The sequence below is a fragment of the Pseudomonas sp. B21-047 genome, assembly GCF_024748775.1.
Taxonomy (GTDB): domain Bacteria; phylum Pseudomonadota; class Gammaproteobacteria; order Pseudomonadales; family Pseudomonadaceae; genus Aquipseudomonas; species Aquipseudomonas capeferrum.
In genome coordinates this window covers 5,766,242-5,784,639 of the sequence record NZ_CP087169.1, presented here as the reverse complement: position 1 = coordinate 5,784,639, position 18,398 = coordinate 5,766,242, and the positions used below count along the sequence as shown (strand labels likewise).

The 18,398-nt window shown below is 63.7% G+C and carries 16 protein-coding genes and 1 pseudogene; 8 read left to right on the top strand and 9 right to left on the bottom strand.

What is annotated here, in order from left to right:
* Positions 1-46 precede the first annotated feature (46 nt).
* The 3 genes from LOY26_RS26145 (at position 47) to LOY26_RS26135 (ending at position 4,059) form a co-directional block, all read left to right on the top strand.
* Positions 47-586: a sigma-70 family RNA polymerase sigma factor gene (locus LOY26_RS26145; RefSeq protein ID WP_052040640.1), complete on the top strand. Its 540-nt coding sequence runs from the start codon at positions 47-49 to the stop codon at positions 584-586.
* Positions 579-1,547 (top strand): FecR domain-containing protein, encoded by a 969-nt coding sequence (locus LOY26_RS26140; protein WP_156309976.1) that lies wholly within the window; start codon positions 579-581, stop codon positions 1,545-1,547. Before LOY26_RS26145 ends, LOY26_RS26140 begins: the two co-directional genes overlap by 8 nt.
* A 79-nt stretch (positions 1,548-1,626) precedes the next feature.
* Entirely contained in the window at positions 1,627-4,059 is a 2,433-nt protein-coding gene (locus LOY26_RS26135) for a TonB-dependent siderophore receptor (protein ID WP_033702305.1), read from the top strand.
* A 76-nt stretch (positions 4,060-4,135) separates the two neighbouring features.
* Here LOY26_RS26135 and argB read toward each other — a convergent pair whose 3' ends face one another.
* From argB to coaBC, 4 genes and pseudogenes are all read right to left on the bottom strand, one after another.
* Positions 4,136-5,041: an acetylglutamate kinase gene (argB, locus tag LOY26_RS26130; protein WP_027592158.1), complete on the bottom strand. Its 906-nt coding sequence runs from the start codon at positions 5,039-5,041 to the stop codon at positions 4,136-4,138.
* A 30-nt stretch (positions 5,042-5,071) separates the two neighbouring features.
* A pseudogene (locus LOY26_RS26125) lies at positions 5,072-6,445 on the bottom strand (phosphomannomutase/phosphoglucomutase); the annotation flags it as partial.
* Positions 6,446-6,580: 135 nt separating this feature from the next.
* Positions 6,581-7,036: a dUTP diphosphatase gene (gene dut / locus LOY26_RS26120; RefSeq protein WP_027592160.1), complete on the bottom strand. Its 456-nt coding sequence runs from the start codon at positions 7,034-7,036 to the stop codon at positions 6,581-6,583.
* A gap of 5 nt (positions 7,037-7,041) precedes the next feature.
* Positions 7,042-8,253 carry a bifunctional phosphopantothenoylcysteine decarboxylase/phosphopantothenate--cysteine ligase CoaBC gene (gene coaBC, locus LOY26_RS26115; RefSeq protein WP_033702301.1) on the bottom strand — a complete coding sequence of 404 codons (1,212 nt, stop codon included), beginning with the start codon at positions 8,251-8,253 and terminating at the stop codon, positions 7,042-7,044.
* 127 nt (positions 8,254-8,380) lie between these two features.
* On the opposite strand from coaBC, the gene radC reads away from it, so the two are divergent.
* Positions 8,381-9,061, top strand: coding sequence for a RadC family protein (gene radC / locus LOY26_RS26110; protein WP_033702300.1), 681 nt, complete (start codon positions 8,381-8,383; stop codon positions 9,059-9,061).
* A 134-nt stretch (positions 9,062-9,195) separates the two neighbouring features.
* Here the strand turns inward: radC and LOY26_RS26105 are convergent, their stop codons facing one another.
* The gene (locus LOY26_RS26105; RefSeq protein WP_258714250.1) at positions 9,196-10,785 is read right to left on the bottom strand and encodes an ABC transporter substrate-binding protein; all 1,590 of its coding nucleotides are present in this window, start codon (positions 10,783-10,785) and stop codon (positions 9,196-9,198) included.
* A gap of 360 nt (positions 10,786-11,145) precedes the next feature.
* Between LOY26_RS26105 and rpmB the strand changes: the two genes are divergently transcribed.
* The gene (gene rpmB / locus LOY26_RS26100; protein WP_003253504.1) at positions 11,146-11,382 is read left to right on the top strand and encodes a 50S ribosomal protein L28; all 237 of its coding nucleotides are present in this window, start codon (positions 11,146-11,148) and stop codon (positions 11,380-11,382) included.
* 11 nt (positions 11,383-11,393) lie between these two features.
* Positions 11,394-11,549 (top strand): 50S ribosomal protein L33, encoded by a 156-nt coding sequence (gene rpmG / locus LOY26_RS26095; protein WP_003253507.1) that lies wholly within the window; start codon positions 11,394-11,396, stop codon positions 11,547-11,549.
* Positions 11,550-11,617: 68 nt separating this feature from the next.
* On the opposite strand, the gene LOY26_RS26090 is transcribed toward rpmG, so the two are convergent.
* Positions 11,618-11,821, bottom strand: a complete 204-nt coding sequence (locus LOY26_RS26090) for an I78 family peptidase inhibitor (RefSeq protein WP_186663727.1) — start codon at positions 11,819-11,821, stop codon at positions 11,618-11,620.
* Between the two features lie 82 nt (positions 11,822-11,903).
* On the bottom strand, positions 11,904-12,263 hold the full coding sequence (locus LOY26_RS26085; RefSeq protein ID WP_033702294.1) for a cupin domain-containing protein: 360 nt from the start codon (positions 12,261-12,263) through the stop codon (positions 11,904-11,906).
* Positions 12,264-12,460: 197 nt separating this feature from the next.
* On the opposite strand from LOY26_RS26085, the gene LOY26_RS26080 reads away from it, so the two are divergent.
* Positions 12,461-13,954, top strand: coding sequence for an aldehyde dehydrogenase (locus tag LOY26_RS26080; RefSeq protein WP_033702292.1), 1,494 nt, complete (start codon positions 12,461-12,463; stop codon positions 13,952-13,954).
* Between the two features lie 145 nt (positions 13,955-14,099).
* On the top strand, positions 14,100-15,239 hold the full coding sequence (locus tag LOY26_RS26075; RefSeq protein WP_186655638.1) for an MFS transporter: 1,140 nt from the start codon (positions 14,100-14,102) through the stop codon (positions 15,237-15,239).
* A 63-nt stretch (positions 15,240-15,302) separates the two neighbouring features.
* On the opposite strand, the gene LOY26_RS26070 is transcribed toward LOY26_RS26075, so the two are convergent.
* Positions 15,303-16,856 carry a phospholipase D family protein gene (locus tag LOY26_RS26070; protein ID WP_033702288.1) on the bottom strand — a complete coding sequence of 518 codons (1,554 nt, stop codon included), beginning with the start codon at positions 16,854-16,856 and terminating at the stop codon, positions 15,303-15,305.
* 60 nt (positions 16,857-16,916) lie between these two features.
* Entirely contained in the window at positions 16,917-18,347 is a 1,431-nt protein-coding gene (locus LOY26_RS26065; protein ID WP_258714249.1) for a PLP-dependent aminotransferase family protein, read from the bottom strand.
* Positions 18,348-18,398: the final 51 nt, after the last annotated feature.

Here is an 18,398-nt window from a genome sequence, read left to right as displayed (position 1 = left end):
ATGCTGATATGATGAGACGAATTCTCATTCACATCTGTAGCCTCCCGTGCAGCACACTTCTTCGGCAAACCACCCTCGGCATCAGGCCATCGACCAGCTCTACAGTCACCACCACGGCTGGCTGCAGGGCTGGCTGCGCAAGCGCTTGGGCAGCGCCGCCGATGCGGCGGATCTGGCCCAGGACACGTTCGTGCGGCTGCTCTGCAGAGCGCCGGGCGAGCCGCTGAACTGCACGACACCGCGCGCCTATCTGGCCACCATCGCCAATCGCCTGGCCCTCAACTTCTACCGTCGCCGCTCGCTGGAGCAGGCCTACCTGGCCGCGCTGGCGCAAACGCCAGAAGACCTCGCTCCGTCGCTGGAACAACAAGCGCTGGTGCTCGAAGCCCTCGACGAAATCGACCAGGTCCTTGCCCTGTTGCCCGCCAAAGCCCGCCAGGCGTTCCTGATGGCGCAGCTGGAGGGTTATACCCAGGAAGAGATCGCCAACCGCCTCAATCTCAGCGTGCGCTCGGTGCAGCGCCACCTTGCGCGGGCCTTTGAAGAGTGCATCGTGCTCGCCAGCCAGGGCGCGCAGCATGAGTGATACGCCCATCGACCGCCGCATCGCCCGTGAAGCGGCCCAATGGTTTGTACGCTTGCAGAACAGCAGCGCCGGCGCCGCCGAGCATGCCGCCGGCGCCGAGTGGCGGGCGCGGCACGTGGATCACGAACGGGCCTGGCAACTGGCCGAAAGGTTTGGCGGTCGAGCCCAGCAGCTTGCCGGCAGTGCCGGGCGGGTGGCGCTGGAGCGCCCACGCAGCCTGGAGCGGCGGCAGGTGCTCAAGACCCTGGCGTTGCTGATCGCCGCCGCCCCCGTAGGCCTCGCGACATACCGCGGGCTGCCGTGGCGCGAGTGGCAGGCGGACGAGCGCACGGCCACGGGGGAGCAACGCTCCCTGCAGTTGCCCGATGGCGGGCAGATTCGCCTGAACACCGGCAGCGCCGTGGATATCGCCTATGACGAGCATGTTCGACGCGTGCGCCTCATCGCCGGCGAGATGCTCGTCGAAGTACCCCATGAGCATGCCGGGCGGCCGTTCATCGTCGACACCGACGAAGCGGAAATTGCCCTGCTCGGCAGCCGCTTTGTGCTGCGTCAGTACCCGCACAGCACTTACCTTGCCGCCCTGGAGGGCGCTGCCCGGGTGCGCCCGCGGCGGTCACCGGGCGATGAGGGCCTGATGCTCCTGGCGGCCGGCTTACAGACGCACGTCAACAGCCGGGCTGCGCAGCCGCCCATGGTGCTGGCGAAAGATCGTCTCGATTGGTTGAGCCAGGTGCTGCGCGCAGAAAAGATGCGCCTCGATGACTTCATCAACGAGCTCGGCCGCTATCGACCTGGCCTGCTGCGCTGCGATCCGGCAGTGGCCGGGCTGCTGATTTCCGGCGCCTTCCAGTTGCGCGACACCGATCAGGTTCTTCGCGCCCTGAGCCAGACCCTACCGGTGAACGTGCTCTACCGCACGCCCTACTGGGTCACCCTCACCGCGCGTGCGAACGCGTGAACAGAATGCGTGTCGTGTTTTTCTCAAGCTGCGTGTCCCTCCCATAAACACATCACTTTTACAGGGCAGGGGCGAACACATGGCGACGACGCAGGGCATTCAACCACTGGCGCGGGCAGTACACGCTGCCGCACTGGGTCTGATCATCGCGGGCGGCGGCCTGGCTGCGGCATCGCTGCAGGCCGCCGAGCAAGGCGCGCGGCAGAACCGTGCCTATCAGGTGCCGGCCGGTAACCTCAGCAGTGCCCTCTCTGACTTCGCCAGCCAGGCAGGCATCACCCTGCCCATCGAGCCGGGCCTGGTGGAGGGGTTGCGCAGCCCTGGCCTGAATGCCGCCACCAGCGTGCAGGGCGGCCTGCAGCAATTGCTGCAAGGCACCGGTCTGCAAGCCTCGCCGCAAGGTAATGGCCTTTACCTGCTGACGCCGCAGGCAACGGCTGGCACAGGCCTGGAGCTGAGCGCGACCAACATTACCGGCCAAGGCCTGGCGGCGACTACCGAGCACAGCGGCTCCTATACCACCGGGGCCATGCAGACGGCCACCAAACTGCCCTTGAGCCTGCGCGAAACGCCGCAGTCGGTCAGTGTGGTCACGCGCAAGCGTATGGACGACAAGGCCATGAACAGCATCAGCGATGTGGTCAAAAGTGCGCCGGGCATTTTTCTCAGTAACTCCGGCGGTGCAGGGCGGCCCTCGTTCAGCGCCCGCGGTTTCAACGTCGACAGCATCATGTACGACGGTTTTCCTACCAGCTTCCTGACCTACCTGCCCAGCGGGGAAGCCAACCTGGCCATGTATGACCGGGTGGAGATCGTGCGCGGTGCCACCGGGCTGGCCCAGGGCGCCGGCAACCCCGGTGGCGCCATCAACCTGGTGCGCAAGCGCCCGACTCATCAATTTCAGGCCACGCTCACCGGCAGTGCCGGTAGCTGGGACGATTACACCGGCACGCTGGACGTCGGCGGGCCGCTCAATGAAAGTGGCACCCTGCGCGCGCGTACCGTCGTCTCGCGGCAGGACGCCAAGAGCTTTCGTGACGCGGTGGAGAGTGACCATGAGCTGTTCTACGGCGTGGTCGACGCCGACCTGAGCGAAAGCACCACCCTGACGCTCGGTGCCTACCGGCAGAAGAACCACACCAACTACATTTGGGGCGGGTTGCCCATGGCCCGTGGCGGTGGCCATCTGGGGCTGCCGCGCGACACCTTCCTCGGCCATGACTGGGAGTATTCGGACGATCGCACCACCGGCTATTTCGCCACCCTGGAGCACGGCTTCGCCAACGACTGGTCGCTGCGCCTGGCAGCCATGCAGTCGAAGACCGACACCGATGTGCTGGCCTCTTCGGTCTGGGAATACGATCGCCATTACCTGTGGACAGAGGCCATGGAACAGAAGGAAACCGGCTATGACCTGGCGCTCAGCGGCCCCTTCCAGTTGCTCGGTCAACAGCATGACGTGACCCTGGGCGTCAGCAAGCGCCAGCTGGATTACCGCTCTGGCAAGGCCTGGAGCGCCTACATCGACGCTGGCATCAATCCCTTCGAGTGGAACCCTCGTGGGCATGCCAAGCCCGATTACGTCACTGGCCCTAACGGCCTTCCCGAAACCACCACCCAGGACAGCGTCTATGCCAGCACCCGGTTGCGCTTGAGCGAGCCGCTGTCGTTGATTCTCGGCGGCCGCGTCGACTGGTACGCGTTCGACGACAGCAAAAGCAGTGAGAACAACTACAAGATCACGCGCAACCTGACCCGCTATGCCGGCCTGGTCTACGACCTGGACACCCACCACTCGGTCTACGCAAGCTACACCGATATCTTCAAGCCGCAGACCAGCAAAGGCTTGGACAGCAAAGTGCTTGACCCGGTAATGGGTGAGAACTACGAAGTGGGTATCAAGGGCGAGTACTTTGGTGGTGCGCTGAACGCCAGCATAGCGGTGTTTCAGATCGACCAGAAAAACCGTGCCCAGGAGCTGCCTGACGCCAAAGGTTGCGGGGCGGGCCCCGCCAGCGCCTGCTACGAGGCTGCCGGGCTGGTCCGCAGCAAGGGCATCGACCTTGAAATCCAGGGCGCCCTGGCCGACAACTGGCAACTGGCCGCCGGCTACACCTACACCCAGACGAAATACGTCAGCGACGCCAACAAAGCCCGGGAGGGTGAGGACTTCGACCGCACCAAACCACGCCAGCTGTTCAAGCTGTCGACGATCTACACCCTGCCGGGTGAGTTGCAGCGCTGGCGTGTGGGCGGTGACATCTACCAGCAGAGCCGCATCCGCACCTCGGGTGGTGCCGGCGCCACTGCCTGGCAAAACCAGCAGGGCTCGTACACGGTGGTCGGCCTGGTGGCAGGCTACCAGGCCAGCGAGCAACTGGACCTACAGGTCAACCTCAACAATCTGTTCGACCGTACCTACTACAGCAGTGTGGCCAATGGCGCCTACAGCCCGTACGACATCTACGGCGACCCGCGCAATGTGAAACTGACTGCCCGCTACAGCTTCTAGGCACCTGAGCGCACAAAAAAAGGCGACCTTTGCGGGTCGCCTTTTTGGTGCCTGCCTGAACTGGCCGCTTGATGAATCAGCGTGGCTTGCGATTGGTGATCAACGTGCCCACACCGCTGTCGGTGAAGATCTCCAGCAGCACCGCATTGGGCACGCGGCCGTCGATGATGTGCGAGCTGTTCACGCCACCTTGCACCGCATCCAGTGCGCACTTGATCTTCGGCAGCATGCCGCCGTAGATGGTGCCGTCGGCGATCAGTTCGTTGACCTGCTCGGTGGTCAGGCCGGTCAGGACCTGGCCCTGCTTGTCCATCAGGCCGGCGATGTTGGTCAGCAGCATCAGCTTCTCGGCTTTCAGCGCCTCGGCCACCTTGCCTGCCACCAGGTCGGCGTTGATGTTGTACGACTCACCATTGGCACCGACGCCGATCGGCGCGATCACCGGGATGAAGTCGCCCTTGACGAGCATGTTCAGCAGGTCGGTGTTCACGCTCACGACTTCGCCGACATGGCCGATGTCGATGATTTCCGGGGTGGTCATCTCTGGCGTCTGGCGGCTTACGGTCAGCTTCTTGGCGCGGATCAGTTCCGCGTCCTTGCCGGTCAGGCCGATGGCGCTGCCGCCGTGGCGGTTGATCAGGTTGACGATATCCTTGTTGACCTGGCCACCCAGCACCATCTCCACCACGTCCATGGTCGCCGAGTCGGTGACGCGCATGCCGTCGATGAAGTGGCTTTCGATCGACAGGCGCTTGAGCAGGTCGCCGATCTGCGGGCCACCACCGTGGACCACCACCGGGTTGATGCCCACAGCCTTCATCAGCACGATGTCACGGGCGAAGCCGGTCTTGAGCTCCTCGCTCTCCATCGCGTTGCCGCCGTACTTGATCACCAGGGTCTTGCCGACAAAGCGGCGGATGTAAGGCAGTGCTTCGGACAAAACTTCGGCTACATGGGAAGCGGCATCGCGATCGAGGGTCATGCAGGGCTCCTGTAAGGAACAGATAGTCGGTCAGAACGGCAGTTGCAGCTCAGGGGCAACCCGCAGCAACTGGGCGCGGAAAACATCCTTGATACGTTGCAATTCGGCGTCGCTGTCGGCCTCGAAACGCAGCACCAGCACCGGTGTGGTGTTGGAGGCGCGTACCAGGCCCCAGCCGTGGTCGTAGTCGACCCGCACACCGTCGATGGTGGTCAGGTTGGCCGCGCCCCAGTCGGCGTCGCGTTGCAGTGCATCAATGATGCTGAATTTACCCTCGTCGGTCACATCAATATTGATTTCCGGCGTGGAAATATCGTTCGGGAACGCCGCGAACAGGCATTCGGCGTCCTGATCGGCCTTGCTGAGGATCTCCAGCAGGCGCGCGGCACTGTAGATGCCGTCGTCGAAACCGTACCAGCGCTCCTTGATGAAAATGTGCCCGCTCATCTCGCCAGCCAGCAACGAGCCAGTCTCTTTCATCTTCTTCTTGATCAGCGAATGGCCGGTCTTCCACATCAGCGCGCGGCCGCCATGCTGTTCGATCAGCGGGGTCAGGCGACGGGTGCATTTGACGTCGAAGATGATCTCGGCGCCCGGGTTGCGCGACAGCACGTCCTGGGCAAACAGCATCAGCAGGCGGTCGGGGTAGACGATGGTGCCGGTGTTGCTGACCACGCCCACGCGGTCGCCGTCGCCGTCGAAGGCCAGGCCGATGTCGGCACCGGTCTGCTTGACCTTGGCGATCAGGTCTTCGAGGTTTTCTGGTTTGCCAGGGTCTGGGTGGTGGTTGGGGAAGTTGCCGTCGACCTCGCAGAACAGCGGGACGACTTCGCAGCCGAGTGCTTCGATCAGTTGCGGGGCGATAACGCCGGCCGCGCCGTTGCCGCAGTCCACCACCACCTTGAGCTTTTTCGAAAGCTTCACGTCGGCGATGATCTGTTGGTAGTAGCGCTCGAGAATCTCGACCTTCTGCACGCTGCCTTCGGCACGGGTCAGGTCGTTGGTTTTCAGGCGGGTCAGCAGGGCTTGGATCTGTTCGTTGGCCAGGGTGTCACCGGCGATGACGATCTTGAAGCCGTTGTAGTCCGATGGGTTGTGGCTGCCAGTCAGCATCACACCCGATTTGCCGGCCAGCACGTTGGCGGCGTAATACAGCGCCGGGGTCGGCACCAGGCCGACGTCGCTGACCTGGCAACCGGCGTCGGCCAGGCCTTTGATCAACTGCTCGACCAGCATTGGGCCAGACAGGCGGCCATCGCGGCCGACAGCGATCTGGGGCTCGCCCTGGGCGAGGGTCTGGGCGCCGATGGCGCGGCCGATCCAGTAGGCGGTTTCGGCGTGGAGGGTTTTGCCGACCACGCCGCGAATGTCATAAGCGCGGAAAATGCTGTCCGGCAGTGCGGGGACCAGCTGGGCCATTTCGTTCATCTCTGGAAGCTCCATTAGTCAAAGGCTGTCTGGGCAGGCGCAAACTGAACGCTTGGACGGTGGTTTCGCCAGAGAGTTCGCCATCCTTGGCCTGAACGGTCAGCTGTCGGCTCAGTGGCTGCCGGAGTGGCCGAAGCCGCCAGTGCCACGCTGGCTTTCGTCGAAGGCCTCGACGATGTCGAAATGCGCCTGCACCACCGGCACCAGCACCAATTGGGCGATGCGCTCGCCAATGGCGATGGTGAATGGGGTGTTGCCGCGGTTCCAGCACGACACCATCAGCTCGCCCTGGTAGTCCGAGTCGATCAGGCCGACCAGGTTGCCCAGCACGATGCCGTGCTTATGGCCCAGGCCCGAGCGCGGCAGGATCATGGCCGCCAGGCCCGGGTCGCCGATGTAGATCGACAGGCCGGTGGGGATCAGCAGGGTCTGGCCTGGCTCGAGGACGGTGTCCTCCTTGAGCAGGGCGCGCAGGTCCAGCCCGGCGGAACCCGGGGTGGCGTACTGCGGCAGGGGGAATTCGGTGCCCAGGCGTGGGTCGAGAATCTTGGCTTGAAGAGCGTGCATGTAACTTATTGAACCTGGTTGAGCCGTTCGGCGATGAAGGCGACCAGTTGCCGGGCGATCTTGCCCTTGCTGGTCTGCGCAAAGAGGGTCTGGTGCTGCTGGCGATCGATCACGGTCAAGGCGTTTTCTTCGCTGTTGAAGCCGATGCTGGGGTTGGCCACATCATTGGCGACGATCAGGTCGAGGTTCTTGTCCTTGAGCTTGCGCGTGGCGTAATCGAGCAGGTGTTCGGTCTCGGCGGCGAAGCCGACACTGAACGGGCGGTCGCTACGGCCAGCAATGGTTGCAAGGATATCGGGATTGCGCACCATCTGCAGCAGCATGCCGTCGCCGGTCGTAGGATCTTTCTTGAGTTTTTGCGCAGCAACGACCTCTGGCCGGTAGTCCGCGACGGCTGCCGAGGCAATGAACAGGTCGCAGGGCATGGCCGCTTCACAGGCCGCGAGCATGTCGCGCGCGCTGACCACGTCGATCCGGTTGACCCGGTCGGGCGTGGGCAGGTGCACCGGGCCGGTGACGAGGGTCACCCGAGCACCGGCCTCGGCGGCCGCTTCGGCCAGGGCGAAGCCCATCTTCCCGGAGCTATGATTGGTGATGTAGCGCACCGGGTCGATGTTTTCCTGGGTCGGGCCGGCGGTGATCAGCACGTGTTTGCCGGTCAGCGTCTGGCGCTTGAAGCTTTCGGCGGCGCACCAGGCCAGGTCGGTGGCTTCCAGCATGCGGCCAAGGCCTACGTCGCCACAGGCCTGGCTGCCGGAAGCCGGGCCGAATACCTGGATGCCGCGGCTTTTGAGCAGGTCGAGATTGGCCTGGGTGGCCGGGTCGCGCCACATGGCCTGGTTCATGGCCGGGGCCACGGCAACGGTGGCGTCGGTGGCCAGTATCAGGGTGGTCAGCAGGTCGTCTGCCATGCCTTGGGCCATGCGCGCCATCAGGTCGGCAGTGGCGGGGGCGATGAGCACCAGGTCGGCCCACTTGGCCAGCTCGATATGGCCCATGGCCGCTTCGGCGGCGGGGTCTAGCAGGTCCATGTGCACCGGGTGGCCGGACAACGCCTGCAGGGTCAGCGGGGTGATGAACTCTGCACCGCCACGGGTCATGACGACGCGCACCTGCGCGCCGTGCTCCAGGAGTCGGCGGATCAGCTCGGCGCTTTTGTAGGCGGCAATGCCGCCACCGACGCCGAGAACGATGCGCTTGTGATACAGCCGCTGCATAGGCTTTTGCCTTTTTCCAGTGAAAGCGGGCGGCGACAAGAACTGCCTGCGGCAGAACGTCGCATGTACGAGGCAAACTAGATTAACACAGGGCCCAAACGTGCCGCAGCAGGACCAAGGAGCAGGGATGAGTATCAGGGAATGGCCGGCTGAAGAACGGCCGAGGGAGAAGCTGCTGTCGCGTGGCGTAGCGGTGTTGTCGGATGCCGAGCTGGTGGCTGTGCTGCTGGGTTCGGGGGTTGCTGGGCGTAATGTGATGGACCTGGCGCGAGGGTTGCTGGTGCGCTTTGGTGGCCTGAGGCAGTTGCTCGATGCCGATCGCCAAGCCGTTTTGCGCGAGCCTGGCCTCGGCCCCGTGAAGTACGCCCAGTTGCAGGCCTTGCTGGAGATTGGCCGGCGTTACCTGGATGAGGGTATCGAGCGCACGCCTGCGCTGGAAAGCCCGGTGGCGGTGCGGCGTTACCTCAAGGCCATGCTGCGGCATGAGGCCAGTGAGGTGTTTGGGTGTTTGTTTCTGGATACCAAACACCGGCCGCTGGCGTTCGAAATCCTGTTCAGGGGCACGATCGACCGGGCCAGTATCTATCCGCGGGAAGTGGTGCGCCGGGCGTTGCTGCACAACGCGGCGGCATTGATCTTGTGCCACAACCATCCGTCGGGCAACAGCGAGCCAAGCCAGGATGATGTGCACATGACGCTAGCGCTCAAGCGAGCGCTGGGGCTGATCGATGTGCGAGTGCTGGACCACGTCATCGTGGGTGACGGCGAGCCGTTGTCGATGGTGGAGCAGGGGTGGATCGTTGCCTAGGTGCTGCGGTGCTTGTGCCGGCCTCATCGCGGGTCAAGCCCGCTCCCACAGGTACTTCACTGTTCTCAAGGGCAGTGACATACCGGTGGGAGCGGGCTTGACCCGCGAAGAGGTCGGCACAGGCAGTTGCACCCTCAGCGGGTCACCGAAACCTTGCTGAAATCCAACCGCCCGAACGGGCTCACCTGGTACCCCTCGACCCCCTGGCGCAGCAAGGTGGCTGCCGTGGGGTGCGCCAGCGGCACCCACAGTGCCTGCTGCTGGATCAACGTCTGCGCCTGCTGGTACAGCCGGCTGCGCACGCTCTGGTCGTTGGTGGTGCGGCCAGCATTGATCAACTGGTCAAGGCGGCTGTCGCAGAACCGCGCGAAGTTGGTCCCAGATTTCACCGCAGCACAGGAAAACTGCGGGCTGAGGAAGTTATCCGGGTCACCGTTGTCACCCGCCCAGCCCATGAACAGCAAATCATGCTCACCGGCCTTGGCGCGGCGGATCAGCTCGCCCCATTCGATCACCCGGATCTCGGCCTTGATGCCGATCTTGCCCAGGTCGGCCTGCAGCATCTGCGCGCCAAGGCTGGGGTTGGGGTTGAGCAGGCTGCCCGACGGGCGGGTCCAGATCGTGGTGCTGAAGCCCTCTGGCAGGCCTGCTTTGGCCAGCAGGGCCTTGGCCTTTTTCAGGTCCATGGGGTAGCCAGGCAGGTCCTTGGCGTAGCTCCAGGTGTTGGGCGGGTAGGGGCCGTTGGCGGCCGTCGCGGTGCCTTCGAACACGGCCTTGAGGTAGGCCGGCTTGTCGAAGGCCAGGTTGATGGCCTGGCGCACCTCTGGCTTGTCCAGCGGCGGGTGTGCGCTGTTGATGGCGACGAAGGCGGTCATGAAGGCCGGCGTGCTGGCAACCTGGAGGCTGCCATCCTTGCTGGCTTCAGCGATATCCAGCGGTTTGGGCGACAGGGCGACCTGGCATTCGTTGCGCTTGAGCTTCTGCAGGCGCACGTTGGCATCGGTGGTGATGGCGAAGATCAGCGGGTCGACGCCAGGCTTGCCAGCGAAGTAGTCGGGGTTGGCACGGTAGCGCACCACGGCGTCCTTCTGGAAGCGCTGGAAGACGAACGGCCCGGTGCCGATCGGCTGGCTGTTGAGCTTTTCCGGGGTACCTGCCTTGAGCAGCTTGTCGGCATATTCGGCAGAATAGATCGAGGCAAAGCCCATGCTCAGGGTGGCCAGGAACGTGGCATCCGGGTGGGCCAGGGTGAAGCGCACGGTCTGCGGTTCAGGGGCGTCGATCGACTTGATCAGGTTGCCCAGTTGCAGCGATTGTGCGTGCGGGTAACCGCCCGGGGCGGTCTTGTGCCAGGCGTGGGCCGGGTAGAGCATGCGCTGGAAGCTGAACAGCACATCGTCGGCGTTCAGCGCGCGGGACGGTTTGAAGTAGGCAGTGGTGTGAAACTTCACGTCATCGCGCAGCTTGAAATCGTAGATCAGGCCGTCGGCCGACACCGTCCAGCTCGCCGCCAGGCTGGGTACTACCTTGCCCTGGGCCGCATCGAACTCCACCAGGCGGTTCATCAGCACGTCGGCCGAGGCGTTGGTGGTGGTCAGCGAGTTGTACTGGACCACGTCGAAACCTTCGGGGCTGGCTTCGCTGCAAACACTCAGCGCGGCTGCCTGGGTGACGCCTGCGGTAAACAGTGAGGTGAACAAGAGGGAAAGGGCGGCGGCACGCATCGTGACTCCTTGGCTGTCAGTGGCCCATCTGCCAGTGCAGTCTGGAAACGTCCTACCCTAGTGCGCCCGCCTGCAAATGACCACACCCTTTTTTACAAATTCGGCGACGAGTGGTCGACGCCTGACGGGGCCTGCCGCTATGCTGCCCCGGCGCACTCGGCGTCGTGTCAATATTCATCATATGTTGTTGCAGTCGAGTCTTTCTGGTATAAAGCAGCGCTCTTTTCTAGGGGCTCGGCCTGTCGCATCAGCGGATCCGGTCGATAAGACCTCCAGAATCACGGCGCCTGGCGCCAAAGACTGAGAGATTAAGCGGCCAACCCATGCCGGGTTGGGCATGTGGTTTTAGAGGGCTGAGTCATGTCGAGAGTCTGTCAAGTTACTGGTAAGGGTCCAGTAACCGGGAACAACATTTCCCACGCAAACAACAAAACCCGTCGTCGTTTCCTGCCGAACCTGCAGCACCACCGTTTCTGGGTTGAGTCCGAGAAGCGTTTCGTGCGTCTGCGTGTTTCCGCCAAGGGCATGCGTATCATCGACAAGCGCGGCATCGACGCCGTTCTGGTTGACATCCGTAAAGCTGGCGCCAAGGTTTAAGGGAGAACATCATGCGTGAATTGATCCGTCTGGTTTCGAGTGCCGGTACCGGCCACTTCTACACCACCGACAAGAACAAGCGCACCACCCCGGACAAAATCGAGATCAAGAAATATGATCCGGTTGTTCGTAAGCACGTGGTGTACAAGGAAGCCAAGATCAAGTAATTGATCGGCGACCTGAAAAAAAAACCCGCATCCGAAAGGATGCGGGTTTTTTTATGGCCTTCGCTCGGTCAGCCGAAGCTGAACCCCTTGATCAGGCCGTTGGCATCGGTCCTGATGTGCACCCGATTGGTATCGTATTCGAGGGTGGACATCTCATTGGGGCCTACCACACGAGCGCGGCCGGTGAGTGCGCTGATGGTGGCTTTAACCCCAGGCTCGTAAGGCGTATCGACCAGATGGGCGAGGGCTTGCAAGGCTTCATCGTTATTCATGCTTGGTATCCTTCTGAAGTAAATGGCCCGTTGTGGGCAGGGCCATCCTCACGCATGCCAGCTGGCCGGCTGTGTTACATAGTTATTTCTGCTCGAACATCACATAGATCTTGCGGCAAGGCTCCAGCACTTCCCAGGTGCCCTTGAAGCCTGCCGGGATGACGAACCGATCACCGGCACGCAGGGTCTTGGCGCCGCCGTCCTGGTCACGCAGCACCGAAACACCCAGCACGATCTCGCAGTACTCGTGTTCGGTGTAGTTGACCGTCCACTGGCCGACTTCACCTTCCCAGACGCCCGCGGCGAACTGGCCGCACGGGCTGGCGTAGTGGTTGTAGACGGCCTGGTCCGGCTCGCCTTTGAGGATTTTCTCTGCCGCCGGGCGGTAGCGTTCGGCCTCGGTAAGAACCTGGGCGAAGTCGATGATGCTGGCGATGCTCATGGTGCGGCTCCTGTTGTTGTTTAATAAAATGAACATCAGTAGGCGTTTAGGCCTTTCGTGTCAAATATATTGATAGTTTACACAGCCTGGTTTAGGGTATCGCTTGCCCGTGTGCGCTCGTCGCCCGGCCAGAATTTCTGACAACGCCAGTGAGTCCTCAGTGCGGCGTTGCACCTAAACAAGAGGAGGAGTTTCGTATGACCACCCTGACTCGTGCGGACTGGGAACAACGTGCCCAGCAACTGAAGATCGAAGGCCGTGCCTTCATCAACGGCGAATACACCGACGCCGCCTCCGGTGAAACCTTCGAGTGCCTGAGCCCGGTCGACGGACGCTTCCTGGCCAAGGTCGCCAGCTGCGACCTGGCCGACGCCAACCGTGCTGTCGAGAACGCCCGCGCCACCTTCGATTCCGGTGTCTGGTCGCGCCTGGCGCCGGCCAAGCGCAAAGCCAAGCTGATCCGCTTCGCCGACCTGCTGCGCAAGAACGTCGAAGAGCTGGCGCTGCTTGAAACCCTGGACATGGGCAAGCCGATCGGCGATTCCTCGAGCATCGACGTCCCAGGTGCGGCACAAGCCCTGCACTGGAATGCCGAAGCTATCGACAAGGTTTACGACGAAGTCGCGCCGACGCCGCATGACCAGCTCGGCCTGGTAACCCGTGAGCCGGTGGGTGTGGTCGGCGCCATCGTGCCGTGGAACTTCCCGCTGCTGATGGCATGCTGGAAGCTCGGCCCAGCCCTGGCCACCGGTAACTCGGTAGTCCTGAAGCCGTCCGAAAAATCGCCACTGACCGCCATCCGCATCGCCCAGCTGGCCATCGAAGCCGGTATCCCGGCCGGTGTGCTGAACGTGCTGCCAGGCTACGGCCACACAGTAGGCAAGGCCCTGGCCCTGCACATGGACGTCGACACCCTGGTGTTCACCGGTTCGACCAAGATCGCCAAGCAACTGATGATCTACGCTGGCGAATCGAACATGAAGCGTATCTGGCTGGAAGCCGGTGGCAAGAGCCCGAATATCGTCTTCGCCGACGCGCCAGACCTGCAAGCTGCCGCCGAAGCCGCCGCCAGCGCCATCGCCTTCAACCAGGGCGAAGTCTGCACCGCAGGCTCGCGCCTGCTGGTCGAGCGTTCGATCAAGGATACCTTCCTGCCGATGGTGGTCGAGGCCCTCAAAGGCTGGAAGCCTGGCAACCCACTGGACCCGCAGACCACCGTCGGCGCGCTGGTCGACACCCAGCAGATGAACACCGTGCTGTCGTACATCGACGCCGGCCACAAGGACGGCGCCAAACTGCTGGCGGGTGGCAAGCGCATCCTCGAAGAGACCGGCGGCACCTACGTCGAGCCGACCATCTTCGACGGCGTGACCAACGCCATGAAGATCGCCCAGGAAGAGATCTTTGGCCCAGTGTTGTCGGTGATTACCTTCGACACTGCCGAAGAAGCCATCGCCATCGCCAACGACACGCCGTATGGCCTGGCCGCCGGCATCTGGACCTCGGACATCTCCAAGGCCCACAAGACCGCCCGTGCCGTGCGCGCTGGCAGTGTCTGGGTCAACCAATACGACGGCGGCGACATGACCGCACCGTTCGGCGGCTTCAAGCAGTCGGGCAACGGCCGTGACAAGTCGCTGCATGCGCTGGAGAAGTACACCGAGCTGAAGGCGACCTGGATCAAGCTGTAAATCGCTGGGGCCGCGCTGCGGCCCACTCGCGGGGCAAGCCCGCTCCCACAGGCTCATCACCACTGATTTCAGAATCTCGGTGATGAGCTTGTGGGAGCGGGCTTGTTCCGCGAGTGGGCCCAAGAAAATCCAACAGGAAGAACACATGCGCTGGGGCACCTACTTCGCCGTACTGGCATCCGTACTCAGTGTCGGCCTGGCGCTCGGCGTGAGCATGCCGCTGGTGTCCCTGCGCCTGGAAGGGTGGGGCTACGGCAGTTTCGCCATCGGCGTCATGGCCGCGATGCCTGCCTTGGGCGTATTGCTGGGCGCCAGCCTGGCCAGCCGCCTGGCCGGTTGGGTCGGCGTGCCCTCGGCGATGCGCCTGTGCCTGTGGGGCGGTGCGCTGTCGATCGGCCTGCTGGCGCTGCTGCCCAGCTACCCGCTCTGGCTGGCTCTGCGCCTGTTGATCGGCATGTGCCTGACCGTGGTGTTCATCCTTGGCGAAAGCTGGATCAACCAGTTGGTGGTCGAGCAATGGCGGGGCCGGCTGGTGGCGCTGTATGGCAGCAGCTATGCCTTGAGCCAACTGGCCGGGCCATTGGTGCTGGGCTTTCTCGGCTCGGACGACGATTTCGGTTTCTGGGCCGCGACCGGCTTGCTGTTGCTGGCACCGCTGGTGCTGTTGGGGCGCGGCGGGGCGCCGACCACCGAAGCGTACAGCGTCACTTTCCGCGACCTGTTCGCCTTCTGCCGGCGCCTGCCGGTGATCGCCTGGGCGATTGCCCTGTTCGCTTCGTTCGAGGCGATGATCCTGACCTTGCTGCCGGTCTACTGCCTGCAGCAAGGGTTCACTACCGAGATTGCACTGTTCATGGTGAGCACCGTGGTGGTGGGCGATGCGGTGCTGCAATTGCCCATCGGCGCATTGGCCGACCGCATGTCGCGGCGCACCTTGTTCAGCGGTTGTGCGGTGACCTTGCTGTGCTCAAGCCTGGCGATACCGCTGTTGCTGCACACGCCGGTGATCTGGCCGCTGTGGGTGCTGTTCGGGGCCAGTGCCGGTGGCCTGTTCACCTTGTCGCTGGTGTTGATCGGCGAGCGCTATCGGGATGATGCGCTGGTGCGGGCCAATGCCCACGTGGCGCAGTTGTGGGGCATTGGTTGCCTGCTTGGGCCGCTCTTGGCGGGGGCCGGGAGCCAGTGGATCAGCGGGCATGCGTTGCCGTTGCTGATGGCTGTGGGGGCGGCGGGGTTGGTGGTGTTGATTCGGCGGCGGGGGGCTTTCGAGCCGGCTTCGGCTTGAGCATACATGGGGCCGCTTTGCGGCCCTTTCCGACCGGTCGGGCGGCACCCTATAGGGCTGCGATCACAGCATCTTTTCAAGGCCGACGGCCTTGCTGACCCAGGCGTTGAACCGTCGCCACATCCCGCCAGGCTCGGACGTCAGTATCCGCTGCTTGCCGTCTTCTTCAGTCACCCACACCAGTTTGTCGCCCCGCAACTGCGGCTGATAGCTCAGCGCCGGGGCCATACCCTGCACCGCCAGCGCGCGCGTGTATTCGGCCAGTTCCGGGCTGTCCACCAGCACACCGACTTCGGTATTCCACAGCACCGATCGCGGGTCGAAGTTGAACGAACCGATGAAGGTCTTGCGCCGGTCGAACACGATCGCCTTGCTGTGCAGGCTCGAATCCGAACCGCCATGGAAGCTCAAACGCCCGGCACTCGGGTCACCCGGCTGGCGGCGTAATTCATACAGCTTCACGCCATGTTCGAGCAGCGCCCGGCGATACGGCGCATAGCCGCCGTGCACCGCAGGTACGTCGGTCGCTTCCAGCGAGTTGGTCAGCAGTTTGACCGAGATGCCGGCATCGGCGTTGTGGGTCAGGTACAGCAAGCCCGATTCACCGGGCACGAAATACGCCGACACCAGGATCAGCTCGTGGCGAACGTTGTTCAGGTCGGGGGCCAGTTGCTGGGTCAGCAACAGTTGCGGGTCTGGCTCGTCATTGGCCAGGACCTTGCTCGGCGCATCCCACAGGGCCTGGCTGTGCGCCCAGATCAACTCGTTGCGCCACACATCCAGGCGCGGCTGCGACTGGTAGGCCATCAAGCGGTCATACAAGGCCTTGCGTCGCGTACGCGCCTCGGCCAGGGAAACCTCCAGGCGATGGCGGCTGGCGTGCAGGTCGTGGGCATCGGGCTGGCGCCAGAGGAAATCGCCGATGGGGCGGCTCAGGGCGCTGTTCCAGTACTGGTCGAAACTGTGGCCAAGTTGTTCGGCCACCGGGCCCACGCCCAGCAGGTCGATGTCGGTGAAGTTGAGGTTGGGTTCGGCATCGAAGTATTCGTCGCCCAGGTTGCGCCCGCCGACGATGGCCATGCTGTTGTCCACCAGGAACAGCTTGTTGTGCATGCGCCGGTGCTGGCGCGACAGGTTGAACAAGCGGCCTACCGCGCGCGTCACCCCGGTGCTACGCCCCAGGTGCAACGGGTTGAAGACGCGAATCTGGATGTTCGGGTGGGCGTCGAGGGTACCCATGATGGTGTCCAGGCCGTCGCTGGTGGTGTCGTCGAGCAGAATGCGCACGCGCACGCCGCGGTCGGCTGCACGCAGCAGTTCATGGACCAGCGCACGGGTGCTGAGGCCGTCATGAACGATGTAGTACTGCAGGTCGATGCTGGCCTGGGCGTTGCGGATCAGCTCGGCGCGCGCGCGAAATGCCTCGTTGCTGTTGGGCAGCAAACGAAAGCCCGAACGGCCCTCGTAGGGCGCAGCCTGGCGCAGCACCGAGCGGCCGAAGGCTGAGTCTTTGGCCGGCAGCGCCTGGCTGACTTCGCGGGGGATGTCGACGCTTGCGCAGCCTGCGAGGCCGCACAATAGCGTCAGCAGAAGCGGCAGAGCTCGCTGCAATCTCAAGGTAAGCGTGTCCTGTACAGCAAAGGCCTAAGGGGTTGGACCATGGTGGGCGGCGCAAAGTTACGCGCAGGCGTCGTCCTGATCCAGTAGACGAAGGGCGGTTTCACCCACTTTGCGCACGGCGGCCTCGATTAACGGCGTAGGCAGGGCCGCGAAGTTCATGCGCAAGCAGTGACGGAACTTGCCCGAGGCCGAGAAAATGCTGCCGACCGCGATCTGTACACCTTGCTCCAGTAAAGCGCGGTTCAGCCGCAGCGTGTCGAAATGTTCAGGCAGTTCGACCCACAGCATGAAGCCACCCTGGGGCCGGCTGACACGCGTGCCCGGCGGGAAGTAACGGGTCACCCAGTCGCTCATCAGGTCGCGGCTGCGTTGGTACTGGCTGCGCATGCGCCGCACGTGAGGCTGGTAATGGCCGGCTTTGATGAAGTCGGCGATGGCCAGCTGGGGCTGGCTGGCGGTGCTGCCGGTGCTGATGTACTTCATGTGCAGCACCCGCTCCAGGTAACGCCCCGGCGCTACCCAGCCGATGCGCAGGCCGGGTGCCAAGGTCTTGGAGAACGAACTGCACAGCAATACACGACCGTCCTCGTCGAACGACTTGAGGGTGCGCGGGCGCGGGTAGGTGTAGGCCAGGTCGCCGTACACATCGTCTTCGAGAATGGCCACGTCATAGCGCTGGGCCAGGCTGAGCAAGGCCTTCTTGCGTGCCTCGGGCATGATGTAACCCAGTGGGTTGTTGCAGCTCGGGGTGATCTGGATGAGCTTGATCGGCCACTGCTCCAGGGCCAGCTCCAGTGCTTCGAGGCTGATGCCGGTGACCGGGTCGGTGGGGATCTCCAGTGCCTTCATGCCCAGGCCCTTGAGGGTTTGCATGGCGCCATGAAAGCTGGGCGAGTCGACCGCAACGATGTCGCCTGGCTCGCACACGGCGCGAATGCTGCAGGACAGCGCCTCATGGCAGCCGGTGGTCACCACCAGGTCCGCCGGGCTCAGGCGGCAGCCGGAGTCCAGCGTCAGGCGGGCGATCTGCTCGCGCAGGGCCAGGTTGCCATGGATGTTGTCGTAGTAGAGGCCGGGCATGTCCTGGCGCCGGCTCAGCTGGGCGAGGCTGCGCAGCAGCGGCTTGAGGGTCGGGCTGTTGATGTCGGGCATGCCGCGCCCCAGCTGCATCACATCCTGGCGTGGAGTGCTGCGGACCAGTTCCAGCACCTGCTCCCACTGGGAGATGTCCACGGGGCGCTGGGCCGGGCGGCTGACGGCGGGCAGGGCAGGGAGGTGGCGGCCTTCGCTGACGAAATAGCCGGATTTGGGCCGCGGCGAGACCATGCCGCTGTCTTCGAGCATGCGGTAGGCCTGTTGCACGGTGCTCAGGCTGACCCCGTGCTCCACGCTCAGGGCACGCACCGAGGGCAGGCGCTGGCCGGGGCGATACAGGCCCTGTTCGATACGGGCGCCGAGCAACTCGGCGAGGTTGAGGTAAAGCGTCACGGCATACTCCAGTGCCGCTGAGCTGCAGCGACCAGTACAGTTGCGCTGAAA

Coding starts and splice junctions, on each gene's coding strand:
- coaBC (WP_033702301.1), bottom strand. CDS start 8,253: ATGCAGCGGCTGTATCACAAGCGCATCGTTCTCGGCGTCGGTGGCGGC.
- LOY26_RS26105 (WP_258714250.1), bottom strand. CDS start 10,785: ATGCGTGCCGCCGCCCTTTCCCTCTTGTTCACCTCACTGTTTACCGCA.
- LOY26_RS26080 (WP_033702292.1), top strand. CDS start 12,461: ATGACCACCCTGACTCGTGCGGACTGGGAACAACGTGCCCAGCAACTG.
- LOY26_RS26075 (WP_186655638.1), top strand. CDS start 14,100: ATGCGCTGGGGCACCTACTTCGCCGTACTGGCATCCGTACTCAGTGTC.
- rpmG (WP_003253507.1), top strand. CDS start 11,394: ATGCGTGAATTGATCCGTCTGGTTTCGAGTGCCGGTACCGGCCACTTC.
- LOY26_RS26090 (WP_186663727.1), bottom strand. CDS start 11,821: ATGAATAACGATGAAGCCTTGCAAGCCCTCGCCCATCTGGTCGATACG.
- rpmB (WP_003253504.1), top strand. CDS start 11,146: ATGTCGAGAGTCTGTCAAGTTACTGGTAAGGGTCCAGTAACCGGGAAC.
- dut (WP_027592160.1), bottom strand. CDS start 7,036: ATGCACGCTCTTCAAGCCAAGATTCTCGACCCACGCCTGGGCACCGAA.
- LOY26_RS26135 (WP_033702305.1), top strand. CDS start 1,627: ATGGCGACGACGCAGGGCATTCAACCACTGGCGCGGGCAGTACACGCT.
- radC (WP_033702300.1), top strand. CDS start 8,381: ATGAGTATCAGGGAATGGCCGGCTGAAGAACGGCCGAGGGAGAAGCTG.
- argB (WP_027592158.1), bottom strand. CDS start 5,041: ATGACCCTCGATCGCGATGCCGCTTCCCATGTAGCCGAAGTTTTGTCC.
- LOY26_RS26140 (WP_156309976.1), top strand. CDS start 579: ATGAGTGATACGCCCATCGACCGCCGCATCGCCCGTGAAGCGGCCCAA.
- LOY26_RS26085 (WP_033702294.1), bottom strand. CDS start 12,263: ATGAGCATCGCCAGCATCATCGACTTCGCCCAGGTTCTTACCGAGGCC.